Origin of the sequence: Orrella sp. JC864 (assembly GCF_037026685.1) — a bacterium.
GTDB lineage: Bacteria > Pseudomonadota > Gammaproteobacteria > Burkholderiales > Burkholderiaceae_B > Orrella.
Genome location: NZ_JBANET010000004.1, coordinates 149,486 through 169,342 on the forward strand (window position 1 = coordinate 149,486; position 19,857 = coordinate 169,342).

Consider the following 19,857-nt stretch of genomic DNA (forward strand, 5'->3'; position numbering starts at 1 on the left):
AGGATGCGGGCGTGCCGCCAGCCCAGCGCCGCATCGTCCGGGCGCCGCGCCGGGCCCATGCCCCGGTGATATCATCCGGCGACGACCCGCCATCCAGACAGGACCGTCGCATGACCCCATCGCCCAGGCACAGCGGCCGATCCGCGCCGCCCGGTGCGCCGGCGCCCGGCACCGGCGCCTTGCCTTCGACCTTGCACGACGCGCGGGATGCCGCCGGCCCCGCACCGGGCGCCGGTGCGGCGGCCCCGGCCAGGGCGCAATACGGCGCGGAGGTGGTGGCCTCGGTAGCCTACGTGCAGGGACGCGGCGGCGTGGCCGTGCCGCTCGATGCGCTGCGCGAGCATGCGGACGTGCCCGACGGCCTGCTTTGGGTCGGCCTGAAGGAGCCGCATCCCGAGGTGCTGGCGCAGGTGGGCGGTCAGCTTGGCCTGGAGCCCCAGGTGCTCGAGGAAATGCAGGCGCCGCATCGCCGCCCCAAGATCCTGGACTTCGGCCCGGTCGTGCTGGTGGTGGCCATCACCATCGAGGTCGCGAACGAGCGGCCGGCCTTGGGCGAAACCCAGCTGCTGATCGGTCGCGGCTTCCTGGTGACCGTGCGGCGCGGCGCCACCGCCAGCCACCAGGCGCTGCGCGCCCGGCTCGAGTCGCTGCCCCGGCAGTTGGCGCGCGGCAGCGACTTCGTTGCCTCGGAAGTGCTGGATCTGCTGGTGGACCGCTACGTGGCCGCGGCCAAGCAGTTCGAGGACAGCGTCGAGGGCTTCGAACAAAAGCTCGTATTGCGCGGCTTCAAGGATGCCGAAATCCGCAAGCTGTACCGGCTGCGCCGCGACCTGCTGCGGGCGTACACGGTGGTCGCGCCGCTGGCCGAGATCTGCCGGCGGCTGTCGCGGGTAGAGATGGAGCCCATCGATCCGGCCGCGCGCCCGTACTTCGGCGAAGTGGCCGATCGCGTCCTGCGGGTGGACGAGCTGCTCAATTCACTGCGCGAGGCGCTGGCCTTTGCCTTCGAGGCGGGCCTGATGATCGGGCAGGCGCAGCAGACCGAGACCACGCGCAAGCTGGCGGCCTGGGCGGCGATCCTGGCCGTGCCCACGGCCATCGCGGGCATCTACGGCATGAACTTTCGCTTCATGCCCGAACTGGAATGGGCCTGGGGCTATCCCGCGGTCATGGGCGTGATGGGCACGCTGTGCGCAGCCCTGTTCTGGGGCTTTCGCAAGGCTGGCTGGCTGTGAGGGGCTGGCCGCGCAACACCGTGCCCCGGCGCTGGCGGCCGCGGGGCTGGCAAGGCCTGGCGGCTGCGGCCCTGGCAGCGCTGGCCGTGCAGCTGTGGCCGCAGCTGCAAGGCTACCTGGGCGGACGCGAGCCCCAGCCCGGGCCGCCGGACGGGCAGCCCTACGTCCTGTCGGGCACCGTGACCGCCGTGGCCGATGGCGATACCGTGACCCTGTCCGTCGGGCAGGCCCGGCACCGGATCCGCCTGGCCAGCATCGATGCGCCCGAGATCGGCGATGGCCGCGAGCGGCCCGGCCAACCCTACGCGCAAGCCGCGCGGCGCGGCCTGCAGGCCCTGGTGGGCAACGCTACGGTGCAGGCCCGCTGCTACGAGCGCGATCAATACGAGCGGGACATCTGCGACCTTATCCTGCCCGACGGGGTCAACGTGAACCAGGCCCTGGTGGCCCAGGGCCTGGCCTGGGCCAACCGCCAGGGACGCGATCGCCACTTGCGCGACCGCGGGCTGATCGGCCTGGAGCAGCAGGCCAGGCAGGCCCGGCGCGGGCTGTGGGCCGAGCCCGCGCCGGTCCAGCCCTGGGTCTGGCGCCATCGCTGCTGGCGCGAGCGGCAGTGCTAGGGCGCTTGCCCGCGCGTCGTGCGGAACCTTTGGCCACCTGCGCCCTCAACAGTTCTGGCATGCCGCGGCGCGGCGGTTTGATATGCTTGCCGTCGATCCGCTCACGGCAAGGATGGGCGAACGAAACAAGGGAAAGGCTTATGCGCGGGGTTCTCGAAGCGATGTGTCTGGCGGCGCTGATCGCGTTGGCCGGCTGCTCGCCGGAGTCTCCCATCAACAGCCCCTACCGGACGGGCGCTGAGACAGAGAACACGCTGTACACCGCCTTTACGCAGCGTTCGCCCAAGTACCTGGACCCGGCCAGCTCGTATTCGACCGACGAGACGCCCTATACCTACAACATCTACGAGCCGCTCTACGGCTATCACTACCTGAAGCGGCCCTATGAGCTGATTCCGCGCGCCGCGCAGGAGATTGCCCAGCCGCGCTATTACGACAAGGACGGCGTCCTGCTGCCGCAGGACGCGCCGGGCCAGGCCATCGCGCAAAGCGTCTACGACATCCGCATCCGTCCGGGCATCCTGTTCCAGCCCCATCCGGTCTTCGCGCGCGAGCCCGACGGGCGCTACAGCTATTTCCCGCTGCAGCCCGGCGACCTGGACGGCCGCTACGCCATCACCGACTTCGAGAAGACCGGCACGCGCGAGCTCACGGCCCATGACTACGTCTATGCCTTTCGCCGGCTCGCCAGCCCGCGCGTGGTCTCGCCCATCTATTCGGTGATGGCCAGCCATGTGGTGGGCATGCAGGAATACGGCACGCGGCTGCGCGAGCAGGAAGCCCGGCGGCGCGAGCAGGGCGGGGCGCCCGGTTGGCTGGATCTGCGCGCCGAGGGCTTCGAAGGCGTCCAGGCGCTGGATGACCATACCTTGCGCATCCGGGTGATCGGCAAGTATCCGCAATTTCGCTACTGGCTGGCCATGACCTTCACGGCGCCCATTCCCTGGGAGGCCGACCGCTTCTACAGCCAGCCCGGCATGGCCGAGCGCGATCTTTCGCTAAATACCTGGCCCGTGGGCACCGGCCCCTACATGCTGGCCGAGTCCTTGCAGAACCAGCGCCACGTGCTGGCGCGCAATCCCAACTTCCGCGGCGAGCCCTATCCTTGCGAGGGCGAGCCGGGCGACCGCCAGGCCGGGCTGCTGGCCGCTTGCGGCCAGCGCACGCCTTTCATCGACAAGGTGGTGTTCAGCATAGAAAAGGAAGCCATCCCGCTGCAGGGCAAGTTCCTGCAGGGCTACTACGACGTGCCGCAGGTAGAACGCGGCGAATACGGCGTGGCCATGCTGGTGGCGGCAAGCGACTCGCAGGCCAAGGCCGAGCTCTACGCCGAGCGCGGCCTGCAGCTGCCCACCACGGTCGAGACGCAGATCTGGTACATGGGTTTTAACTGGAAGGACCCGGTGGTCGGACGCGGCGATACGCCCGAACAGCAGGAGCGCAACCGCAAGCTGCGCCAGGCCATCAGCATCGTGTTCGACTGGGAGGAATACGTCGCCATCTTCGAGAACAGCCAGGGCCAGGTGGCCCAGGGCCCGGTGCCGCCCGGGGTGCTGGGCCATGACGATACGCCGGCCGGCATCAACCGCTACGTCTACGACGTGCAGGACGGCCGGCCGGTGCGCAAGTCGGTCGAAGAGGCGCGCCGGCTGCTGGCCGAGGCCGGCTACCCCGGCGGGCGCGACGCCAGGACGGGCCGGCCGCTGGTGCTGCACTACGACGCCATGGGCGGCATGAGCGCCAGCCCCACCTTCGACTGGATGCGGCGCAAGCTGGCGCAGATCAACGTGCAGCTGGACGTGCGCTCGACCGACTACAACCGCTTCCAGGAAAAGATGCGCAGCGGCGTGGCGCAGATGTTCATGTGGGGATGGGTGGCCGACTATCCCGATGCCGAGAATTTCCTGTTCCTGCTTTACGGGCCCAACGCCAAGGCCGACGGCGGCGGCGAGAACGCCGCCAACTACAGCAGCCCGGAGTTCGACGCGCTGTTCGAGAAGATGCGTTTCCTGGACGACGGTCCCGAGAAGGAGGCGGTGATCCGCCAGATGGTGCAGGTCGTGCAGCGCGACGCGCCGTGGATGTTCGGCTATTCGCCCAAGTCCGGCGGCGCCTACCATCACTGGGTGGGCAACGCCAAGCCCACGCAGATGGTGCGCAACAACCTGCAGTACCTGAGCATCGATCCGCAGGCGCGCGCGCAAAGCGTGGCGCAGTGGAACAGGCCCATCTGGTGGCCCTTGCCGCTGCTGGCCGCGCTGCTTGCCCTGGCGATCTGGCCGGCCTGGCGCACGCTCAAGCGGCGCGAGCGCCAGACCGCCTTTGGCGAAAGCGGCGGCGCGCCCGGCGCACCGCCATCTCGCCCATACGGCCAGGGAGGCCCGCAATGAGCCACGCCCGCGGGGAGTGCCAGCCATGACCGCCTATATCATCCGCCGCCTGCTGTATGGCGTGGCGATCCTAATCGGGGTGAACCTGTTCACCTTCATCCTGTTCTTCGCCGTGAACACGCCGGACGACATGGCGCGGCTGTCCATCGGCGGCCAGCGCGTCAGCCAGGAGGCGATCGAAACCTGGAAGATCGAGCGCGGCTACGACAAGCCGCTGTTCTACAACGCCCAGGCGCAGGGTTTGCAGAAGTTCTCCGACACCATCTTCGCGGCGCGCTCGCTGCCCTTGCTCAAGCTGGATTTCGGCATGTCGGACGGCGGGCGCGACATCGGCCGCGAGATCAGCGCGCGCATCGGACCCAGCCTGGCCCTGGCCCTGCCCAGCTTTGCGCTGGGGCTGCTGGCCAGCGTGGCCTTCGCGCTGGTGCTGGTGTTCTTTCGCGCCACGCGCCTGGACTTCTGGGGCGTGGTGCTGTGCGTGATCCTGCTGTCGATCTCGGGCCTGTTCTACATCATCGCCGGCCAGTGGCTGTTCGCCAAGGTGCTGCGCCTGGTGCCGTACTCGGGTTTCGGCGGCGGCCTGGACATGGTCAAGTTCCTGGCGCTGCCGGTGCTGGTGGCCATCATCTCGCGGCTGGGGCCCGAGGCGCGTTTCTACCGCGCGCTCTTCCTGGAGGAAAGCGGCAAGGACTACGTGCGCACCGCGCGCGCCAAGGGCCTGGCCGAGCGGGTGGTGCTGTTTCGCCACGTGCTGCGCAACGCCATGCTTCCCATCCTGACCGGCACCGTGTCGGCCATCCCGCTGCTGTTCATGGGCAGCCTGATCGCCGAGTCCTTCTTCGGCATTCCGGGGCTAGGCAGCTACACCATCGACGCCATCAACGCGCAGGACTTTTCCATCGTGCGCGCCATGGTGTTCCTGGGCTCGGCCCTGTACATCGTGGGCCTGATCCTGGCCGACATTTCCTACACGCTGGCCGATCCGCGTGTCCGATTCGAGTAGCGCCATGCCCAAGTTCATCTTCCTCTGGACCGATGTCGCGCTGTTCCTGATCCTGGGCGGCGTGCTGGCCTATGCCTGGTTCGTGCGCCGCTCGCCGGCCTTGCGCGCCACCTGGGGCCAGGTGGCGCGCGACGTGCCGGCCATGTGCGCGGCGGTGGTGCTGTCCGTGTTCGCGCTCATCGCCCTGCTCGATTCGATCCATTACCGGCCGCTGCTGCCGCCGGCCCCGGGCGCGGCGCCCGACGCCCCGCGCATGCATGCGCCCATCGTGCGCTCGGCCCTGGACGCGCTGCTGGATTATTCTACCTTGCAGCGCAGCGAAAAGACCTATTCCGCACCCCTGGCCACCCGCCAGTTCACCAAGGAGACGCTGCCGGGCGAGGGCCCGCCGGTGCGTGATTTTCCGCGCCTGCGCTTTGGCGGGGCGCACCTGGGCGAGGATGAAAGCGGCCATGGCCGCGACGTGGGCCTGCGCCTGGCCGCCGGCCTGGCGTGCGGCGGCGCCCTGGCGCTGCTGGGGGGGCTGGCGCTGGGCGGGCTGCTGGGCCGGGGGCGCGGCGGCTGGCGCGCCGGGCTGGCCGACCTTGCCGGCGCACGGACCGAACTGCCGTGGCGCGCCATGTGGCTGACCTTCGCCGTGCTGTGCCTGCTGGCCGGGGCGGTGGCGGGCCTGGCCACCGGCTATCACGTGCTGGGCACCGACCGCACCGGCAACGACGTGCTGTGGCAGGCGCTCAAGAGCGTGCGCACCGCCCTGGTCATCGGCAGCCTGACCACGCTGGCCATGCTGCCCCCGGCGCTGCTGTTCGGCATCGCGGCCGGTTATTTCAAGGGCCGGGTCGATGACCTGATCCAGTATCTCTACACCACGCTGACCTCCATTCCCGGCGTGCTGCTGGTGGCGGCCTGCGTGCTCATGATGCAGGTCTACATCGACAACAACCCCGCGCAATTTCCCAGCTCGGCCGAGCGCGCCGACCTGCGCCTGTTCCTGCTGTGCATGATCCTGGGCCTGACGGGCTGGGCCGGGCTGTGCCGCTTGCTGCGCGCCGAGACCCTCAAGCTGCGCGAGCTCGAATACGTGCAGGCCGCGCGCGCCTTCGGCGTTTCGCACTGGCGCATCATGGCCCGCCATCTGCTGCCCAACGTCATGCATATCGTGCTGATCACGGCCGTGCTCGAGTTTTCGGGCCTGGTGCTCTACGAGGCCGTGCTGTCCTACCTGGGCATCGGGGTCGATCCCACCATGAACTCCTTCGGTTCGATGATCGACATGGCGCGCACGGAGATGTCGCGCGATCCCATGATCTGGTGGAACCTGTTGACCGCCTTCCTGTTCATGCTGGCGCTGGTGCTGGCGGCCAACCTGTTCGCCGACGCCGTGCGCAATGCCTTCGATCCGCGCGGCCGCAAGTACCGCATCGCCCGGCGCACGCCCGATGCCGGCCCCCTGGCCGCGGCCCGGCCGCCGGCGCCCGTGCCGGGAGCCCGCCCATGAGCGCCGCCCAGCCCTTGCTGCAGGTCAGCGGCCTGAGCGTGGAGATCGCCGGCGAGCAGGGCGTGAACGCCGCCGTGCGAGCGCTGAGCCTGGCGATCGCGCGTGGACGCACGTTTGCGCTGGTGGGCGAATCCGGCTGCGGCAAAAGCATCACCGCGCTGGCGCTGCTGCGCCTGCTGCCCGATGCCGGCCGCATCGTGGCCGGGCAAGTCCAGCTTGACGGGCAGGACCTGAATCATCTGCCCGAGGCTGCCATGCGCAAGGTGCGCGGGGCGCGTATCGGCATCATCTTCCAGGAGCCCTCGACCAGCCTGAACCCGGTGATGCGGGTCGGGCAGCAGATCGTCGAGACCATCGTCGCGCACACGCCGCTGCGCGGCGAGCAGGCGCGCAGCAGGGCCATCCAATGGCTTGAGCGCGTGGGCATTGCCGATGCCCGCCGGCGGATCGACGACTATCCTTTCCAGTTTTCCGGGGGGCAGAAGCAGCGCATCATGATCGCGATCGCGCTGGCCGCCGAGCCGGCGCTGCTGATCGCCGACGAGCCGACGACCGCCCTGGACGTGACCGTGCAGGCGCAGGTGCTCGAACTGCTGGCCGACATCCAGCGCGACCTGGGCATGGCCATCCTGATGATCACCCACGACCTGGCCGTGGTGCGCCAGTTCGCGCATGACGTGGCGCTGATGCGCGCCGGCGAGATCGTCGAGGTCGCGCCGGCCGAGACCTTCTTTCGCGCGCCCAGGCACCCCTACGCGCGCGAGCTGTTCGACGCCATTCCCAGCTATGCCAAGCGCGGCCGCCCGCTGTCGCAGGCCGGGCGCGAACAGGCCGCGGGCGGGCAGGGCGCGGCCCCGGCCGTCCCTGTTTCGCAAGGCGGGCCGGCGCCGGACCGCGTGCCGGCGCCTTTGTTGCAAGTGCGCGGCCTGAAGGTGCACTATCCGATCCGCAAGGGGCTCTTGCGCCGCACCGTCGATTACGTGCGGGCGGTCGACGGCGTGGACTTCGACCTGCACGCGGGCCAGACCCTGGCCCTGCTGGGCGAGTCCGGTTGCGGCAAGACGACCACCGGCAAGGCCCTGCTGCGGCTGCTGGACGATACGGCGCTCATCCAGGGCCAGGCCCGCCTGGACGGCCAGGACCTGCTGGGCGCCGGCGGGGCCGAGCTCAAGGCGCTGCGGCGCCAGCTGCAGATCGTGTTCCAGGATCCCTTCGCGTCGCTGAACCCGCGCATGCGCGTGGGCGACATCCTGCAGGAAGGCATGGCGGCGCTGCGGCCCGAGATCGCGGCGGCCGATCGTGTGGCCCAATGCAAAGACCTGCTGGACCGCGTGGGCCTGCCTGCCGGCGCCGTGCACCGCTATCCCCATGAGTTTTCCGGCGGCCAGCGCCAGCGCATCGCAATCGCCCGTGCGCTGGCCCTCTCGCCCAAGGTGCTGGTGCTGGACGAGCCGACCTCGGCGCTGGACGTGTCGGTGCAGGCGCAGATCTTGGACCTGCTGCGCGCCTTGCAGGCCGAACTGGGCATTGCCTACCTGTTCATCACCCACAATTTCGGCGTGGTGGAATACCTGGCCGACCGCATCGCCGTGATGGACGGCGGGCGCATCGTCGAGTCGGGCGAGGCCGGCCAGGTACTGCATGCGCCCGCTGCCCAGGTCACTCGCCGGCTGCTGGCGGCGGTGCCCCGGCTGGACCTGCCGCCGCAGCAGGACGAGGTGATCTAAGGCAAAAACGCCCCCACGCTGCGCCTGACGGCTTGCTGCCCCCCGAGGGGGCCGTTTTTGCCTTGGGGCGGCCCGGCGGCGAAAAACGCCCCCACGCTGCGCCTGACGGCTTGCTGCCCCCCGAGGGGGCGCTTTTTGCCTTGGGGCGGCCCGGCGGCAAAAAAAACCCTGCAAGGCAGCGCCTTGCAGGGCGAAACGGACTGCTCCCTTCTCTCTCTCTCTCTCTATCCGTGACGGCCCCGGTCCTGGCGGCCGGTGCCGCTTTCGAGCCAGCGGCGCGTGTCGTGCTTGAAGGCCTTGACGCAATCGGCCAGGAAGCGGTGCACCAGTTCGAGCTCGGCCATGTCGTAGCGGGCAGACTGCATGGCGATTTCATCGGAGACCGAGTCCATGACCGCCTGCACCGCCGCGCATTGCTGCTCGACGGCGCGGATGACGATGATGCGCCGGTCCAGCGGATGGCGGTCGCGCTTGACCAGCCCCCTGGCTTCGAGCCGGTTGATCAGCGCGGTAGCGCCGCCCGAGCTGATCCCCAGCATATGGGCCAGCTGGCCCGTGGCAAGGGATTCGCACTCCATCACCATTTCCAGGGCGCGAAAGTCGTCCAGCGCCAGGTCCAGCCGCTCGGCCATCGCCGCTTGCTTGACCGCGGTGTAGACCGAAACCTGCCGGGACAGCATCAGCGCCATTTCGTCCAGCAGCGCCGAGCGGGGCGCCGGGGCGGGGCGGGCCGAAGCGCCCAGCCCGGCATGACGGTAGTTCTTTTCGAGGTCGAGCATGTCGCGCTCCGCTTCGTGTTAGCGCGCCGCCGCGCCGCCCAGCCCGCCCAGCAGGCCGCCGACCAGGCCGGTGACCGGCGCCAGCAGGCCGCCCTGGCCGCCGATCGCCACGCCGCCGCCCACCGCAGCACCGCCGCCCGAGGCATCGCCGCCGGCCACGGCACCGCCGCCGACCGCCAGACCGCCGGTCAGGCCGCCGACCAGCCCCGTGACAGGGGCGAGCAAGCCGCCCTGGCCGCCGGCGGCGCCGCCGCTCACGCCACCGAGCAAGCCGGTGACCGGGGCCAGCAAGCCGCCCTGGCCGCCATCACCGCCGCCGGTCACGCCGCCCAGCAGGCCGGTAACCGGGGCCAGCAGGCCGCCTTGCGTACCGCCGCCGCCGGTCACGCCGCCCAGCAAGCCGGTCACCGGCGCCAGCAGGCCGCCTTGCGCGCCGTCGCCAGCGCCGATGCCGCCCAGCAGCCCGGTCACGGGGGCCAGCAGGCCGCCGCCGGCATTGCCGCCGCCGACGCCGCCCAGCAGTCCGGTCACCGGGGCTAGCAGGCCGCCTTCGCCGCCGACGCCGCCCAGGCCGCCCGTCAATCCCGCCACCCCGCCGGTGATGTGGTTCAGCGTATTGCCCAGGGGATTCTCGGCACCGGGCTGCAGCAGCCCGCCTGCCGAGCTCACCCCGTTGCCCACGCCCACCAGCACGCCGCCCAGGCCGACCGGCAGGCTGCCGTCCACGCTCTGGCCCGTCTGCGCCAGGGTGCCGCCGATGCTGGCCAGCAGGCCGCCCACCGGTTCACCCAGGCCGGTCGCACCGCCCAGGTTCTGCGTGACGTTGGTTACCGTGCCGGCAACGGGCGTGAGGACCGGGTCGATCGCCGCGCCCACGCCGCCCAGCGCAGGCGACAGGCCCAGGTCGGCGACGTTGTCCACCGCCTGGCCGACATTGCCCAGGGCCGGTTCGAGGATGGGGGTGGCCGGGCCGGCCAGCAGGCCGCCGGCCAGGCCGTCCACCGTGTTGGTCACCGGATTGAGCAGGCCGCCTTCGCCGCCCAGCGCACCGGTCAGCGCCCCCACGGCGCCGGTGGCGTGCTGCAGCACGGTGGTCAGGGGGTAGGGATTGTCTTCGGTGGCATGGAGCAGGCCGCCCACGCTGGCGATGGTGTCGCCCACGCCGCTGATCAGGCCGCCCGCGCCTTCGGACAGGCCGCCGGGCAGGCCGGTTTCGGAGACCGTGCCGCCTACGTTGCTGACAGCGCCGCCCACTTGTTCCAGCAGGCCGTTCACGGGGTGGCCCAGGCCGGTTTCGGCGCCGATGGTCTGGGTCAGGTCCGTCACGGTAGAGACGACCGGCTCCAGCGTGGGATCGAGCGCGCCGCCGATGCCGCCCAGGGCATCGCCCACCCCGACCGGGGCGATGTTGTCGATGGCCGAGCCCGTGCCGCCGAGCGCGGTCTCCAGCGGGCCGGCAATCGAGCCGGTGGGCGGCTGGGGCGGTCCGGGCGGCTGGACGGGATTGCCGCCGCCGCCACCCCCACCGCCGCCGCCACCGCCACCCAGGTCGCCGCCGGGGCCGGAGCGTCCGCCCGAGCTGCCGCCGCAGGCCGTCAGGCTCAGCATGGCGGCCAGCACCAGGGTGCTGGCCAGATTACGTTTGGTGCGCGAAGAAAACTTGTTCATGACTTGCTCCTTAGGTCCCCTCAGGCTGGATTTCGCCCGGTGATGGCCTTTACGCATAAACCGTGCCAGGCGCGCACGGAAGCCGTAAGCAAGCTCCATAACTGCTTAGGTTTATGTCCTAAGCTTCTGTATTTTCAAGATTTCCTGATGACAACATGTCTATGGCTGACGCGATTTTGCGACCATGCCAAGGCTGGGATTGTTACATTTGGGCGGGTTTTTCGGCCGGCGTTACGGGCTCGCGTTACGTAACGCCGGCAGGGATGCGGCGCTCAGAAGGCGTCGTAGAAGACCGAATAGTTGGCATTGAAGCGCCAGTCGCGGTCGTTGCCGTTGACGGTGCGCTCGCCCATGGGCTTGGCCGCGTTCACGTCGAACAGGTAGTAACGGTCATCCGTGATCCGCAGGCCCAGGGCCGCCGAGCTCAGCTTGCGGTCGTTGAACTGGCGCAGGTGCGGCGCGTTGTACCAGGTGCGGGCATGATCGACCAGGGCATACGGCTGCACCACGCCCAGGTAGCGCCAACCCACGTTGAAGCGGCGGTTCAGCTCCAGTGAAACGCCAAAGCCCTTGTCGCCGCTTTGTTCGCCCTGGGGGTAGCCCATCGCGAAGCGCCAGCTGCCGAAGCTGATCTGCTCGGTGTTGGGCAGCACGTCATCGCTGTACTGGCCGGCGGCGGCCACGGTCAGGCCGAACTGGGCGGGCAGCTGGACGCTTTGCCTGGCATCGAGATTCAAGCGCGTGAAGTCCAGGTCGTAGTCGGGCGAGCCGTCGAAGCCGAAATTGGACGTCAGTTTCTGGCTGGCGCCGGCCGCCTCAAAGCCCTTGGACACGCCCAGCGCGATCTCACGGGCCTGCCGGGGCGTGGCTTGCCGGTAGCGTACCTGCGCCGTGGCCGCGCGCACCCGCACGTCCTGCTCGAACCAGGCGCCGTCCAGGTCGCGGTTGTACATGTCGCGCGATTGCGTCGCGTAGACGCCGCCGCTGACCGTCAGCGAGTGTTCATTGTTCAGCAGCAGGGGGTAGCTCAGGCCGATGCCCACGCGCTCGTTGCGGACCTTGCGCTCGAAGCCCAGGTATTCCAGGGCCTGGTCGTCGGGGCGGGCGCGGTAGGTATAGCCATCCAGCTTGACGGCCAGCCCGTCGGTGCCGACCGGCACGCTTACCTCGCCGGCGAAGTAGCGCACGTCGCCGCTTTCCACGGGCACGGCGGCCGTCAGGCGCACCTGTTCGCCCAAGGGCGTCAGGCTGTTGGCACTGAAGTTCACCATGCCTTGGTTGCCCGTGCCCAGGTCGGCCAGGCCGCCGGTCAGGCTCAGGGGCTTGTGGCTGGCCTGCAGCACCAGTTCGCTGGCCCCGTCGGCGCGCCGGGGCAGGTCCAGCGAAGGTGTAAAGCTGGCCCCGGGCACCTGGCGCATCAGGTTGAGCTGGCGCTCCAGCGTGGCCTGGGTCAGCGGTTTTTCGTCGAGCAAAGGCTGGGCCAGCGCCCTGAGCCTGTCTTGCGAGCGGCCTGGCTCGCCGTCGATGCGTACCGACCCGATGTGGCCTTCGACCACCGTCACGACCACCAGGCCGTTGGCGAAGTTCTGCTGCTGCAGCAGCGCGAAAGACAGGGGATAGCCGGCCTGGCGGTAAAGCGCGGTGATGCGGTTGACCTCCTGGACCAGCTGGCCGACCGTGGTCTGCTTGCCGGCCAGCGGTTCCAGTATGGCCTGCACGCCCGCGAAGTCGATCGACCTGACGCCTTGCACGTCGAAGTGGCGCGGCACGATGGTTTGCGCCAGCCGGACCTGGGCGGCCGCCTGCTCGGCGGTAGGCGGCGGAACCTGGGGCGCTGCCGGCGGTTGCGGCGTGGCCGGGCGCTCGAGCGGGGGCAGGGCGTCGACCGGATTGCCGCGCAGCGCCCCCTGCGCCCAGGCGCTGTTCGCGCCGCACAAGGCCATCAGTACCGCGGCGGCTGCGGGCTTGCGGCAGCCCGGAAAAACCTTCAGAAGAACCATGAGCGTCGTGGGCAGCGCGGATATGAACGTTGGTAACCGGATGACTGCTTTCTTATTTGAATGTGAAAAAAAGAAAATGTTTCCAAATGTTAGAAACACAGCAACAAGATAAAAGTATCGTGGGGGTCCGGCCGGCTGTCAATGTATTCGGGAAAAGTCTGCCAATTCTTTATAAATGACTGAAAATACTCAAAGATTTGTGAAGATCAAGGTTTGGGGGCGAAAAAAGCGCCACCTATTAGGGTTTTCGATAATCACTTATAGATGTAAATAGTTGATACTAGACACGTGTCTATCTGCCTTCTTGCGGCGCAACATGTAGAAAAATGTTTCAATCAAACATGAAAAGGCGAAGACCGGCTATGCAAGCACAGCGTGAGGCCCGACATGAATCCCGGTGACGTCGTTCCCTTGGCATTCGATGCAAGCCTGGTGGCGCTTTCCTATGTGATCGCCGCGCTCGGAGCGTATGTCGCCTTGCTGGCGGCCGCCCGGATCCGCCGTTGCGGCCAGTCCGGCCAGCTGAACATGGCCTATGTGGCGCTGGCCGCCGCCGCGCTGGGCGGGGTAGGCATCTGGAGCATGCATTTCATCGGCATGCAGGCCCAGGTGATCGCGCTGCCCGTCTACTACCACGGCGGCAAGACCTTGCTGAGCCTGGCCGTGGCGGTGCTCTTTTCCGGCGCCGCGCTGTGGTATGTGGGCCACGGCACCTCGCACGACCAGCGCTGGCTCGTCGGCGGCCTGCTGGCAGGCGCCGGCGTGGCGGGCATGCATTACATCGGCATGTCGGCCATGCGCATGCCGGCCGTCGTCGAATGGAGCCTGCCGCTGGTCCTGGTTTCCGTGGCCATCGCGGTGGCGGCGGCCGGCGCCGCGCTGTGGATGGCCTTCAGCATCGAGCGCGAATGGCAGCGGGTCGTGGCCGCGCTGTTCATGGCCGGCGCCGTCTGCGGCATGCATTACACCGGCGCGGCCGCCGGCACCATCGTGTGCGTGGCCCCGCCTTCCGAAGGCGTTGCAGCGGCCGGCCTGATGGGCGGGCGTTCCTTGCCCTACGTCGTATTTCTTCTTTCGGCCGCGACTTTGGTGGGGATGCGCTGGCTGTTGCATCGCACCTCCGCCGAATATCGCGCGCAGGTTTCCGCGCGCGTCAATGCCCTGCTTGCCGGCGATGTGCCGCGCAGGTGACGGGGCGATAGCCGGCTTGGCTTGCCGCATGCGGGCAGGCCGGCGTCCCGCAGCCCGGTTCCGGGTTGGTGTTGCAGTACTTGTCCAGGCCCGGCGCCATGCCACGGCCGTCATCTTTTAGGAGAGCAGCGATGAAATCAGATCTGATCGAGTTCTGGAATGACGAGGAAGGCGCGACGGCCATCGAATACGGTTTGATCGCGGGGTTGATCGCGGTGGCGATTATTACCGCATTGGGTTTGCTTTCGGACGAGTTGGACGGCGTTTTTAGAAGTATTGCCAGCGCTCTCGGAGGCGAAGGTTGACTCCGGTTTCCCGAGTCTTGGGCTGCCGGCATATTGTCGGGGTCCCGGCCGCGATTGCAGGTAATTGCGGTCGGGTGGAGAGCCGCATGGAAAGTAGGGCTTGAGCCCCGGCATGTTGATGCAATGGCCTGGAGCGTTGCTATGTTGGATCCTGGCGTACGCAGTCTTCAACCTTGTCGCGGCGTGGACGGACTGGCGCGCGCGCAAGGTGCCCAATGCGCTGGTCGTCGCGGCTTTCCTGTTCCAAAGCGCCTGGCTGGGCGCCTTGGCGGCGGGATGGCTGCCCGCGCCGGCGTTCGGGGCGCAAGGCTACGCGCAAGCGTGGTTCGCGCTGCTGGCGCTGCTGGCCGGCTTGTTTCCCTTGTGGAAGCTGCGCGTCATGGGCGCGGGCGATGTCAAGTTCGCCGCGGTGTCCGCTTATTTCATGGGCCTGCTGGGCTGGCTGCCCGCCTTGCTGGCGGGCACCGTCGCGGCCGGCTTGCATGCGGCGGTCTTCGTGGCGGCGCAGCGCTATCCGGCGGCATGTCTGCGCCTGCACAGCCCGGGCTGGCGGCGGATCCCCTATGCGGCGTACCTGGGCATGGCCTCGCTGGCCTGGCTGGGCTGGCAGCTTGCCGCACGGGCATGAGGCAGGGGCTGCGGCCATGACCGGCACGACCGCGACGCGCATGGCCGTGGGCGCTGCGCGCCAGCGCGGCGCGTATGCCGTCGAGTTCGCCCTGGTGTTCGGTTTGTTCTTTCTTGTTCTGTATGGCGTGCTGACCTACGGCTTGATTTTTACGGCGCAGCAGTCGCTGAACCTGGCGGCCGAGGACGGCGCGCGCGCCGCCTTGCGCTGGCAGGCCGGGGCCGGCGATGCGTCGCTGGCGGCAAGGGCCGGCCATGCGGCCGACGTGGCGCGCACCCGCGCCGATTGGCTCGGCCGGGTCGGGGGCGGCGCTTCCCTGAATGTGGTGGTGTGCGCCGGCCAGGGCCCCGGCAAGACCGTGCTGGCCGGCGCCGGCGGCGCGCAGTGCAGCGCCCAGCCTTTGCAGCAAGGGCAGATCGAAGTGCTGGTGCGCTACGACTACCGGCGCGCGCCGCTGGTGCCCGAACTGCTTGGCCCGCTGGCGGTGCTGACGCCGGCCGCCCTGGTGGGCCGGGCCACGGTCTGCATGGGCACCGCATGGGGCTTTACGCAAACCTGCCGGGACGCGGCGGCGTAGCCATCATGAAGGAGGCCCCTCGCATGACACGCATCACCGTGCCGCCCGCCGGCCGCCGTCCCCAGCGGGGCGCGGCGGCCATCGAATTCGGATTGACCATCGTGCTGTTGCTGATGGTGCTGTTCGCCATCCTGACCTACGGCTCGCTGTTCTGGATCCAGCAGTCCTTGTCGCAGGCCGCCGGCGAGGGTGCCCGCGCCGCCTTCATCGGCGGGCAGCAAAGCCTGGCCGACGCCCAGGCGCTGGCCTGCCGCACCGCCGAGCGCAGCGCCGGATGGCTCAACATGCCGGACCCGGCGCCGGCCCGCGCGCGCTGCCGCAGCGAGCCGATCGCCTGCGCCGGCGCGCCGGCGCCGGACCTGGCCTGCTTTCGCATCACGGTGGACTACCGCACCGAGGACTGGCCCTTGCTGGCGACCTTGCGCGGCCTGGCCAGCGTATTTGCCGACGCGCAACAGATTGCCCGCTGGATCCCGGAGCGGCTGGCCGCCCAGGCAGTGGTTCAAGTCGTTTCGGAGTCTTCATGAGCAACATCAGCAAGATCCTTGCCGCCGCCCTTGTCCTGCTGGCCCTGATACTGGGGCTGTTCGCCTTGCGCCTGGCGCGCCAGCCCGCGCCGCCGCCCGAGAGCGCCGTGCAGCGCCAGGCCGAGCCGCAGCAGCCGCAGCCCAGCGTCGGGGTGGTCGTGGCGGCCCGCGCCATCGAGGCTGGCCGGCAGTTGACGGCCGAGGACCTGAAGGTCGAGCAATGGCAGCTTGCTCCGGCCCTGGCGCATCGGGATCCCCAACCCCTGGTGGGCGAATACGTGCGCGTGGCCCTGGGCGCGGGCGAGCCCGTGCTGCAAAGCGCGCTGATGCGCGGCCTGTCCGCCTACCTGGAAGCGGGCGAGCGCGCCGTCACGATTCCCATCGACGAGGTCGTGGGCGCGGCCGGCCGCATCCTGCCGGGCGATCGGGTGGACGTGTTCTTTTCGCTGGCGCGGGGCAACGAGGTGCAGGGCACGCAATCGCGGCTGCTGCAATCGCGCGTGCGGGTGCTGGCTTATGGCGGCGACTCGCTGGACGGGCCGGTGCGCGCGCAAGACGAAGGCGAGGCAGCCAACCGCGGCCGCAATCCGCCCGCCGCGCCGCGCAACGCCATTCTTGCGGTGCCGGTCGAGCAGGTCAACGAACTGCTGCTGGCCACGCGTTCCGGCACGCTGCAGCTGGCGCTGCGTGCGCCGGAGGATACGCAGTTGCCGGACAAGGAGCTGTTCGCCGAGCGCGCGCCGGTGCTTACAGGGCGGCCCGGCCTGAGCAGCGAACAGCGCGCACGCCTGGACGAGGGCATCAACAAGGCCTATGCCGGCGACAGCCTGCCCGCCCTGTCCGGGCCGGCGCCCGCTGCGGCGCCGGTGCGCACGGCGGCCCGGCCTGCGTCGGGCGGGCAGCGCAGCATCGAGGTAGTGCGCGCGGGAGAACGAGAGAATGTGCGGTATTGACAAAGGTAGAGACCGAATGAAAGCAGGCGGATTGGGCGCAATCGCGATCGCAGCCTTGAGCGTGGGCTTGCTGGGGCCGGCAGGCGCGGGTGCGCAGGAGCGTCCCGTCGTGCGGGCCGTGGACGGTCCGGCCGCCGCCGCGGCCCAGGCACCGGCGCAGGCGGCGGCGCAGGCGGCGGTGCGCGAGATCGCGCTGCCGGTGCGCGGCGAGCAGACGCTGGATCTGCGCGGCACGCCGGTGCGCGTATCGGTGGGCGATCCCGAGGTGGCCGACGTGCGGGTGCTGCCGCCGGCGGCCAATCGCGGCGGGGCCATCCTGCTGCTGGCCCGCAAGCCCGGCATGACCCAGGTGCAGGTATGGCTGCGCGGCGAGAGCCAGCCGCAAGTCTGGCGCGTGCGGGTGGGCAGCGCGGTGCATGGCGCGCTGGACGGGCGCGGCCTGGCGCCCGAGGCGAACGTGGATGCGGCTGGCGGCGCCGCGGTCATCAGCGGCCAGTCTTCCTCGATGGAAACGCACCGCCGCGCGGTCGAATCGGCGGCGGCCAGCGGCGAGCGGGTGGCCGACCTGTCCACCATCCAGACAGGCGGCGTGGTGCAGGTCGAAGTCAAGGTGGTCGAACTCTCGACCAGCGTGCTCAAGGACGTGGGGCTGAATTTCGCCGCCGGTTCGGCGGCGGGCGGCTCGGGGCCCTGGGGCGGGACCGCCACGGGCCTGATTTCGTCCAACGTGCTGCAAAGCGGCTTCAACCTGCTGTATGACAGCCGCAACTTCGAGGCGCGCCTGGGCCTGCTGCAAAGCAACGGCATGGCCCGCATCCTGGCCGAGCCCACGCTGGTGGCGCTTTCCGGCCAAAGCGCCAGCTTCCTGGCCGGCGGCGAGATCCCGGTGCCTGAATCGGGCGGCCTGGGCACCCAGACGATTTCGTACAAGCCGTTCGGCATCGGCCTGACCGTCAGCCCCACCGTGCTGTCGCGCGACCGCATCGCCCTGAAGGTGGCGCCCGAGGCCAGCGAGCTGGACCCGGCCAACGGCATCCCCATCATCAATGGCGATAACGTGACCCTGATTCCGGCGTTGCGCACGCGCCGGGCAGATACCACGGTCGAGCTGGGCGACGGCGAGAGCTTCGTCATCAGCGGGCTGGTGTCGCGCCAGACCATCGCCAACGTCAGCAAGATGCCGTTCCTGGGCGACCTGCCCATCATCGGCGCGTTCTTTCGCAGCGTCCAATATTCGCAGCAGGACCGTGAACTGGTCATCATCGTCACTCCGCGGCTGGTGCGTCCCATCGCGCGCGGCGTGTCCTTGCCTTTGCCCGGGGCCAGCCAGGAGCGTTCCGACTCCATGGGCAACGCCTGGGGCTATTACCTGGTGGGCCCGCTGGGCGGGCAGCAGATGCCAGGATTCTCGCATTGATCGAGTCGCATCATGAAAACGCATTTTCGGGAGTGGGCAGCATTGCAGAAGGCCGATAGTTTCCTATTCTGCTCGAACGACGCAGAGCTGGCGTGGCGCCTGGGTGCGCTGGTGCAGGATCTGGGCCTGCTCAAGCAGGAGCCTGTGCCCAACGAGCAGCTGGCCCCGCGCATTGCCGTGCTGCGGCCCCAGATCGTTTTCCTGGATTTCACCGTCGATCCGGCCTTGCCCGGCAAGCTGCTGCAAGCGGCCGAGCAGGCGCGCCTGTTGCGCAAGCAGATGCCCAGCCTGCCGCTGGTGGCGGTGGGCACGCTGTTCCAGGCCGAGAGCGCGATCTCGGCGCTGCGTGCCGGTGTGAGCGACTTCATCGACATCGAGCAGAACCCGGAAGAAGCGCACGAAGTCGTGCAGCGCATCCTAGGCGAGGACAGCCAGGGCGCCCAGAAGGCCAAGCTGCGCAGCGTCGTGCTGCTGGGCGCGCGGGCTGGCGTGGGCAGCAGCACGCTGGCCGTGCACCTGGCGGCCATGCTGCAGCAGCGGCTGGCGCAGATGGCGTTCGCGCGCCAGGGCGGCAAGGCCGACAAGGGGGCGCGGGCCGCGCCCGAGCCGCTCAAGCTGAGCGAGCGCGTGGGGCTGCTGGACCTGGGCTTTCCGGTCGGCGATTGCCTGCTGTACCTGAACCTGCCCAGCGAACTGGACGTGGCCGAGGCCGCCCGCAACCTGCGCCGGCTGGACGAGACCCTGCTCGGCTCGGGCCTGGCGCAGAACGAGGACGGCTTGAGCGTGATGGCGCTGCCGCGCGACCTGGCACAGATGCGCGACGTTTCGCAGGCCGATTCGGTCGCGCTGTTCGAGCGCATGTGCGAGCACTTCGGTTTCATGGTCACCGACGCCGGCGGGTTTTCGGATCCGGAGTTCATTGCCGGCCTGGTGGGTGCGGCCGACGAGACCTGGCTGGTCACCGACCAGAGCGTGGGCGCGCTGGTTTCGCTGGCCAGCCTGCTGCGCGAGCTGGAGCATCGCCATATCGACCCGGGCAGGCTGGGGCTGATAGTCAACCGCTACGACGAGCGCTACGGCATGACCGCCGAGCAGATCGCCCAGCGTTTCAAGCTCAGGCTGCTGGGCAGCCTGCCCGACCGCACGCTGCAGCTGATGACCTGCTCGAACCTGGGCCAGCTGCTGCACGAGCAGGCCGAACGCGACGTGTACGTCAAGGCGGTGCGCGCCCAGGTCGAGCGGCTGGTCGGCGGCAATGCGCCGGCGGCCGATGGCGGCGCCTGGATCAAATCGCTGCTGCCGGGCCTGGGGCGCGGCCAGCGCCTGGTGTGAACCAAGA

Annotated in this window: 17 protein-coding genes; 14 read left to right on the forward strand and 3 right to left on the reverse strand. The window is 69.4% G+C overall.

Annotation, left to right across the window (positions count from 1 at the left end; genetic code table 11):
* Positions 1-110 precede the first annotated feature (110 nt).
* The 6 genes from V8Z80_RS05555 (at position 111) to V8Z80_RS05580 (ending at position 8,473) form a co-directional block, all read left to right on the forward strand.
* On the forward strand, positions 111-1,235 hold the full coding sequence (locus V8Z80_RS05555; RefSeq protein WP_336061301.1) for a magnesium and cobalt transport protein CorA: 1,125 nt from the start codon (positions 111-113) through the stop codon (positions 1,233-1,235).
* Entirely contained in the window at positions 1,232-1,855 is a 624-nt protein-coding gene (locus V8Z80_RS05560) for a thermonuclease family protein (RefSeq protein ID WP_336061302.1), read from the forward strand. The genes V8Z80_RS05555 and V8Z80_RS05560 overlap by 4 nt, the downstream gene beginning before the upstream one ends.
* A gap of 140 nt (positions 1,856-1,995) precedes the next feature.
* Positions 1,996-4,245, forward strand: a complete 2,250-nt coding sequence (locus V8Z80_RS05565) for an ABC transporter substrate-binding protein (protein ID WP_155195623.1) — start codon at positions 1,996-1,998, stop codon at positions 4,243-4,245.
* Positions 4,246-4,270: 25 nt separating this feature from the next.
* Positions 4,271-5,248 carry an ABC transporter permease gene (locus tag V8Z80_RS05570; RefSeq protein ID WP_155195622.1) on the forward strand — a complete coding sequence of 326 codons (978 nt, stop codon included), beginning with the start codon at positions 4,271-4,273 and terminating at the stop codon, positions 5,246-5,248.
* A gap of 4 nt (positions 5,249-5,252) precedes the next feature.
* On the forward strand, positions 5,253-6,746 hold the full coding sequence (locus V8Z80_RS05575; RefSeq protein WP_336061303.1) for an ABC transporter permease: 1,494 nt from the start codon (positions 5,253-5,255) through the stop codon (positions 6,744-6,746).
* Positions 6,743-8,473: an ABC transporter ATP-binding protein gene (locus V8Z80_RS05580; protein ID WP_336061304.1), complete on the forward strand. Its 1,731-nt coding sequence runs from the start codon at positions 6,743-6,745 to the stop codon at positions 8,471-8,473. Before V8Z80_RS05575 ends, V8Z80_RS05580 begins: the two co-directional genes overlap by 4 nt.
* 224 nt (positions 8,474-8,697) lie before the next feature.
* Here V8Z80_RS05580 and V8Z80_RS05585 read toward each other — a convergent pair whose 3' ends face one another.
* From V8Z80_RS05585 to V8Z80_RS05595, 3 genes are all read right to left on the reverse strand, one after another.
* Positions 8,698-9,252, reverse strand: coding sequence for a MarR family transcriptional regulator (locus tag V8Z80_RS05585; RefSeq protein WP_155195619.1), 555 nt, complete (start codon positions 9,250-9,252; stop codon positions 8,698-8,700).
* Between the two features lie 18 nt (positions 9,253-9,270).
* Positions 9,271-10,920, reverse strand: a complete 1,650-nt coding sequence (locus tag V8Z80_RS05590; RefSeq protein WP_155195618.1) for a collagen-like triple helix repeat-containing protein — start codon at positions 10,918-10,920, stop codon at positions 9,271-9,273.
* Positions 10,921-11,192: 272 nt separating this feature from the next.
* The gene (locus V8Z80_RS05595; RefSeq protein WP_442951940.1) at positions 11,193-12,920 is read right to left on the reverse strand and encodes a ShlB/FhaC/HecB family hemolysin secretion/activation protein; all 1,728 of its coding nucleotides are present in this window, start codon (positions 12,918-12,920) and stop codon (positions 11,193-11,195) included.
* 387 nt (positions 12,921-13,307) lie between these two features.
* On the opposite strand from V8Z80_RS05595, the gene V8Z80_RS05600 reads away from it, so the two are divergent.
* The 8 genes from V8Z80_RS05600 (at position 13,308) to V8Z80_RS05635 (ending at position 19,850) form a co-directional block, all read left to right on the forward strand.
* Positions 13,308-14,111: an MHYT domain-containing protein gene (locus tag V8Z80_RS05600; protein WP_336061305.1), complete on the forward strand. Its 804-nt coding sequence runs from the start codon at positions 13,308-13,310 to the stop codon at positions 14,109-14,111.
* Positions 14,112-14,242: 131 nt separating this feature from the next.
* Positions 14,243-14,416 (forward strand): Flp family type IVb pilin, encoded by a 174-nt coding sequence (locus V8Z80_RS05605; protein ID WP_336061306.1) that lies wholly within the window; start codon positions 14,243-14,245, stop codon positions 14,414-14,416.
* A 112-nt stretch (positions 14,417-14,528) separates the two neighbouring features.
* On the forward strand, positions 14,529-15,044 hold the full coding sequence (locus V8Z80_RS05610; RefSeq protein WP_336061307.1) for a prepilin peptidase: 516 nt from the start codon (positions 14,529-14,531) through the stop codon (positions 15,042-15,044).
* A 16-nt stretch (positions 15,045-15,060) separates the two neighbouring features.
* The gene (locus tag V8Z80_RS05615; RefSeq protein ID WP_336061308.1) at positions 15,061-15,621 is read left to right on the forward strand and encodes a TadE/TadG family type IV pilus assembly protein; all 561 of its coding nucleotides are present in this window, start codon (positions 15,061-15,063) and stop codon (positions 15,619-15,621) included.
* 23 nt (positions 15,622-15,644) lie between these two features.
* Positions 15,645-16,148, forward strand: a complete 504-nt coding sequence (locus V8Z80_RS05620; protein ID WP_336061309.1) for a TadE/TadG family type IV pilus assembly protein — start codon at positions 15,645-15,647, stop codon at positions 16,146-16,148.
* The gene (cpaB, locus tag V8Z80_RS05625) at positions 16,145-17,101 is read left to right on the forward strand and encodes a Flp pilus assembly protein CpaB (RefSeq protein WP_336061310.1); all 957 of its coding nucleotides are present in this window, start codon (positions 16,145-16,147) and stop codon (positions 17,099-17,101) included. The genes V8Z80_RS05620 and cpaB overlap by 4 nt, the downstream gene beginning before the upstream one ends.
* Positions 17,102-17,117: 16 nt before the next feature.
* Positions 17,118-18,518 carry a type II and III secretion system protein family protein gene (locus V8Z80_RS05630; RefSeq protein ID WP_336061311.1) on the forward strand — a complete coding sequence of 467 codons (1,401 nt, stop codon included), beginning with the start codon at positions 17,118-17,120 and terminating at the stop codon, positions 18,516-18,518.
* Positions 18,519-18,530: 12 nt separating this feature from the next.
* Complete coding sequence (locus V8Z80_RS05635) at positions 18,531-19,850, forward strand: AAA family ATPase (RefSeq protein WP_336061312.1); 1,320 nt, start codon at positions 18,531-18,533, stop codon at positions 19,848-19,850.
* Positions 19,851-19,857: the final 7 nt, after the last annotated feature.

Excerpts from the sequence above, each read along its gene's own strand:
- V8Z80_RS05615 (WP_336061308.1), top strand. The coding sequence starts at position 15,061 with ATGACCGGCACGACCGCGACGCGCATGGCCGTGGGCGCTGCGCGCCAG.
- V8Z80_RS05620 (WP_336061309.1), top strand. The coding sequence starts at position 15,645 with ATGACACGCATCACCGTGCCGCCCGCCGGCCGCCGTCCCCAGCGGGGC.
- V8Z80_RS05565 (WP_155195623.1), top strand. The coding sequence starts at position 1,996 with ATGCGCGGGGTTCTCGAAGCGATGTGTCTGGCGGCGCTGATCGCGTTG.
- V8Z80_RS05600 (WP_336061305.1), top strand. The coding sequence starts at position 13,308 with ATGAATCCCGGTGACGTCGTTCCCTTGGCATTCGATGCAAGCCTGGTG.
- V8Z80_RS05580 (WP_336061304.1), top strand. The coding sequence starts at position 6,743 with ATGAGCGCCGCCCAGCCCTTGCTGCAGGTCAGCGGCCTGAGCGTGGAG.
- V8Z80_RS05575 (WP_336061303.1), top strand. The coding sequence starts at position 5,253 with ATGCCCAAGTTCATCTTCCTCTGGACCGATGTCGCGCTGTTCCTGATC.
- V8Z80_RS05555 (WP_336061301.1), top strand. The coding sequence starts at position 111 with ATGACCCCATCGCCCAGGCACAGCGGCCGATCCGCGCCGCCCGGTGCG.
- cpaB (WP_336061310.1), top strand. The coding sequence starts at position 16,145 with ATGAGCAACATCAGCAAGATCCTTGCCGCCGCCCTTGTCCTGCTGGCC.
- V8Z80_RS05585 (WP_155195619.1), bottom strand. The coding sequence starts at position 9,252 with ATGCTCGACCTCGAAAAGAACTACCGTCATGCCGGGCTGGGCGCTTCG.
- V8Z80_RS05630 (WP_336061311.1), top strand. The coding sequence starts at position 17,118 with ATGAAAGCAGGCGGATTGGGCGCAATCGCGATCGCAGCCTTGAGCGTG.
- V8Z80_RS05590 (WP_155195618.1), bottom strand. The coding sequence starts at position 10,920 with ATGAACAAGTTTTCTTCGCGCACCAAACGTAATCTGGCCAGCACCCTG.
- V8Z80_RS05635 (WP_336061312.1), top strand. The coding sequence starts at position 18,531 with ATGAAAACGCATTTTCGGGAGTGGGCAGCATTGCAGAAGGCCGATAGT.
- V8Z80_RS05605 (WP_336061306.1), top strand. The coding sequence starts at position 14,243 with ATGAAATCAGATCTGATCGAGTTCTGGAATGACGAGGAAGGCGCGACG.
- V8Z80_RS05570 (WP_155195622.1), top strand. The coding sequence starts at position 4,271 with ATGACCGCCTATATCATCCGCCGCCTGCTGTATGGCGTGGCGATCCTA.
- V8Z80_RS05610 (WP_336061307.1), top strand. The coding sequence starts at position 14,529 with ATGTTGATGCAATGGCCTGGAGCGTTGCTATGTTGGATCCTGGCGTAC.
- V8Z80_RS05595 (WP_442951940.1), bottom strand. The coding sequence starts at position 12,920 with ATGGTTCTTCTGAAGGTTTTTCCGGGCTGCCGCAAGCCCGCAGCCGCC.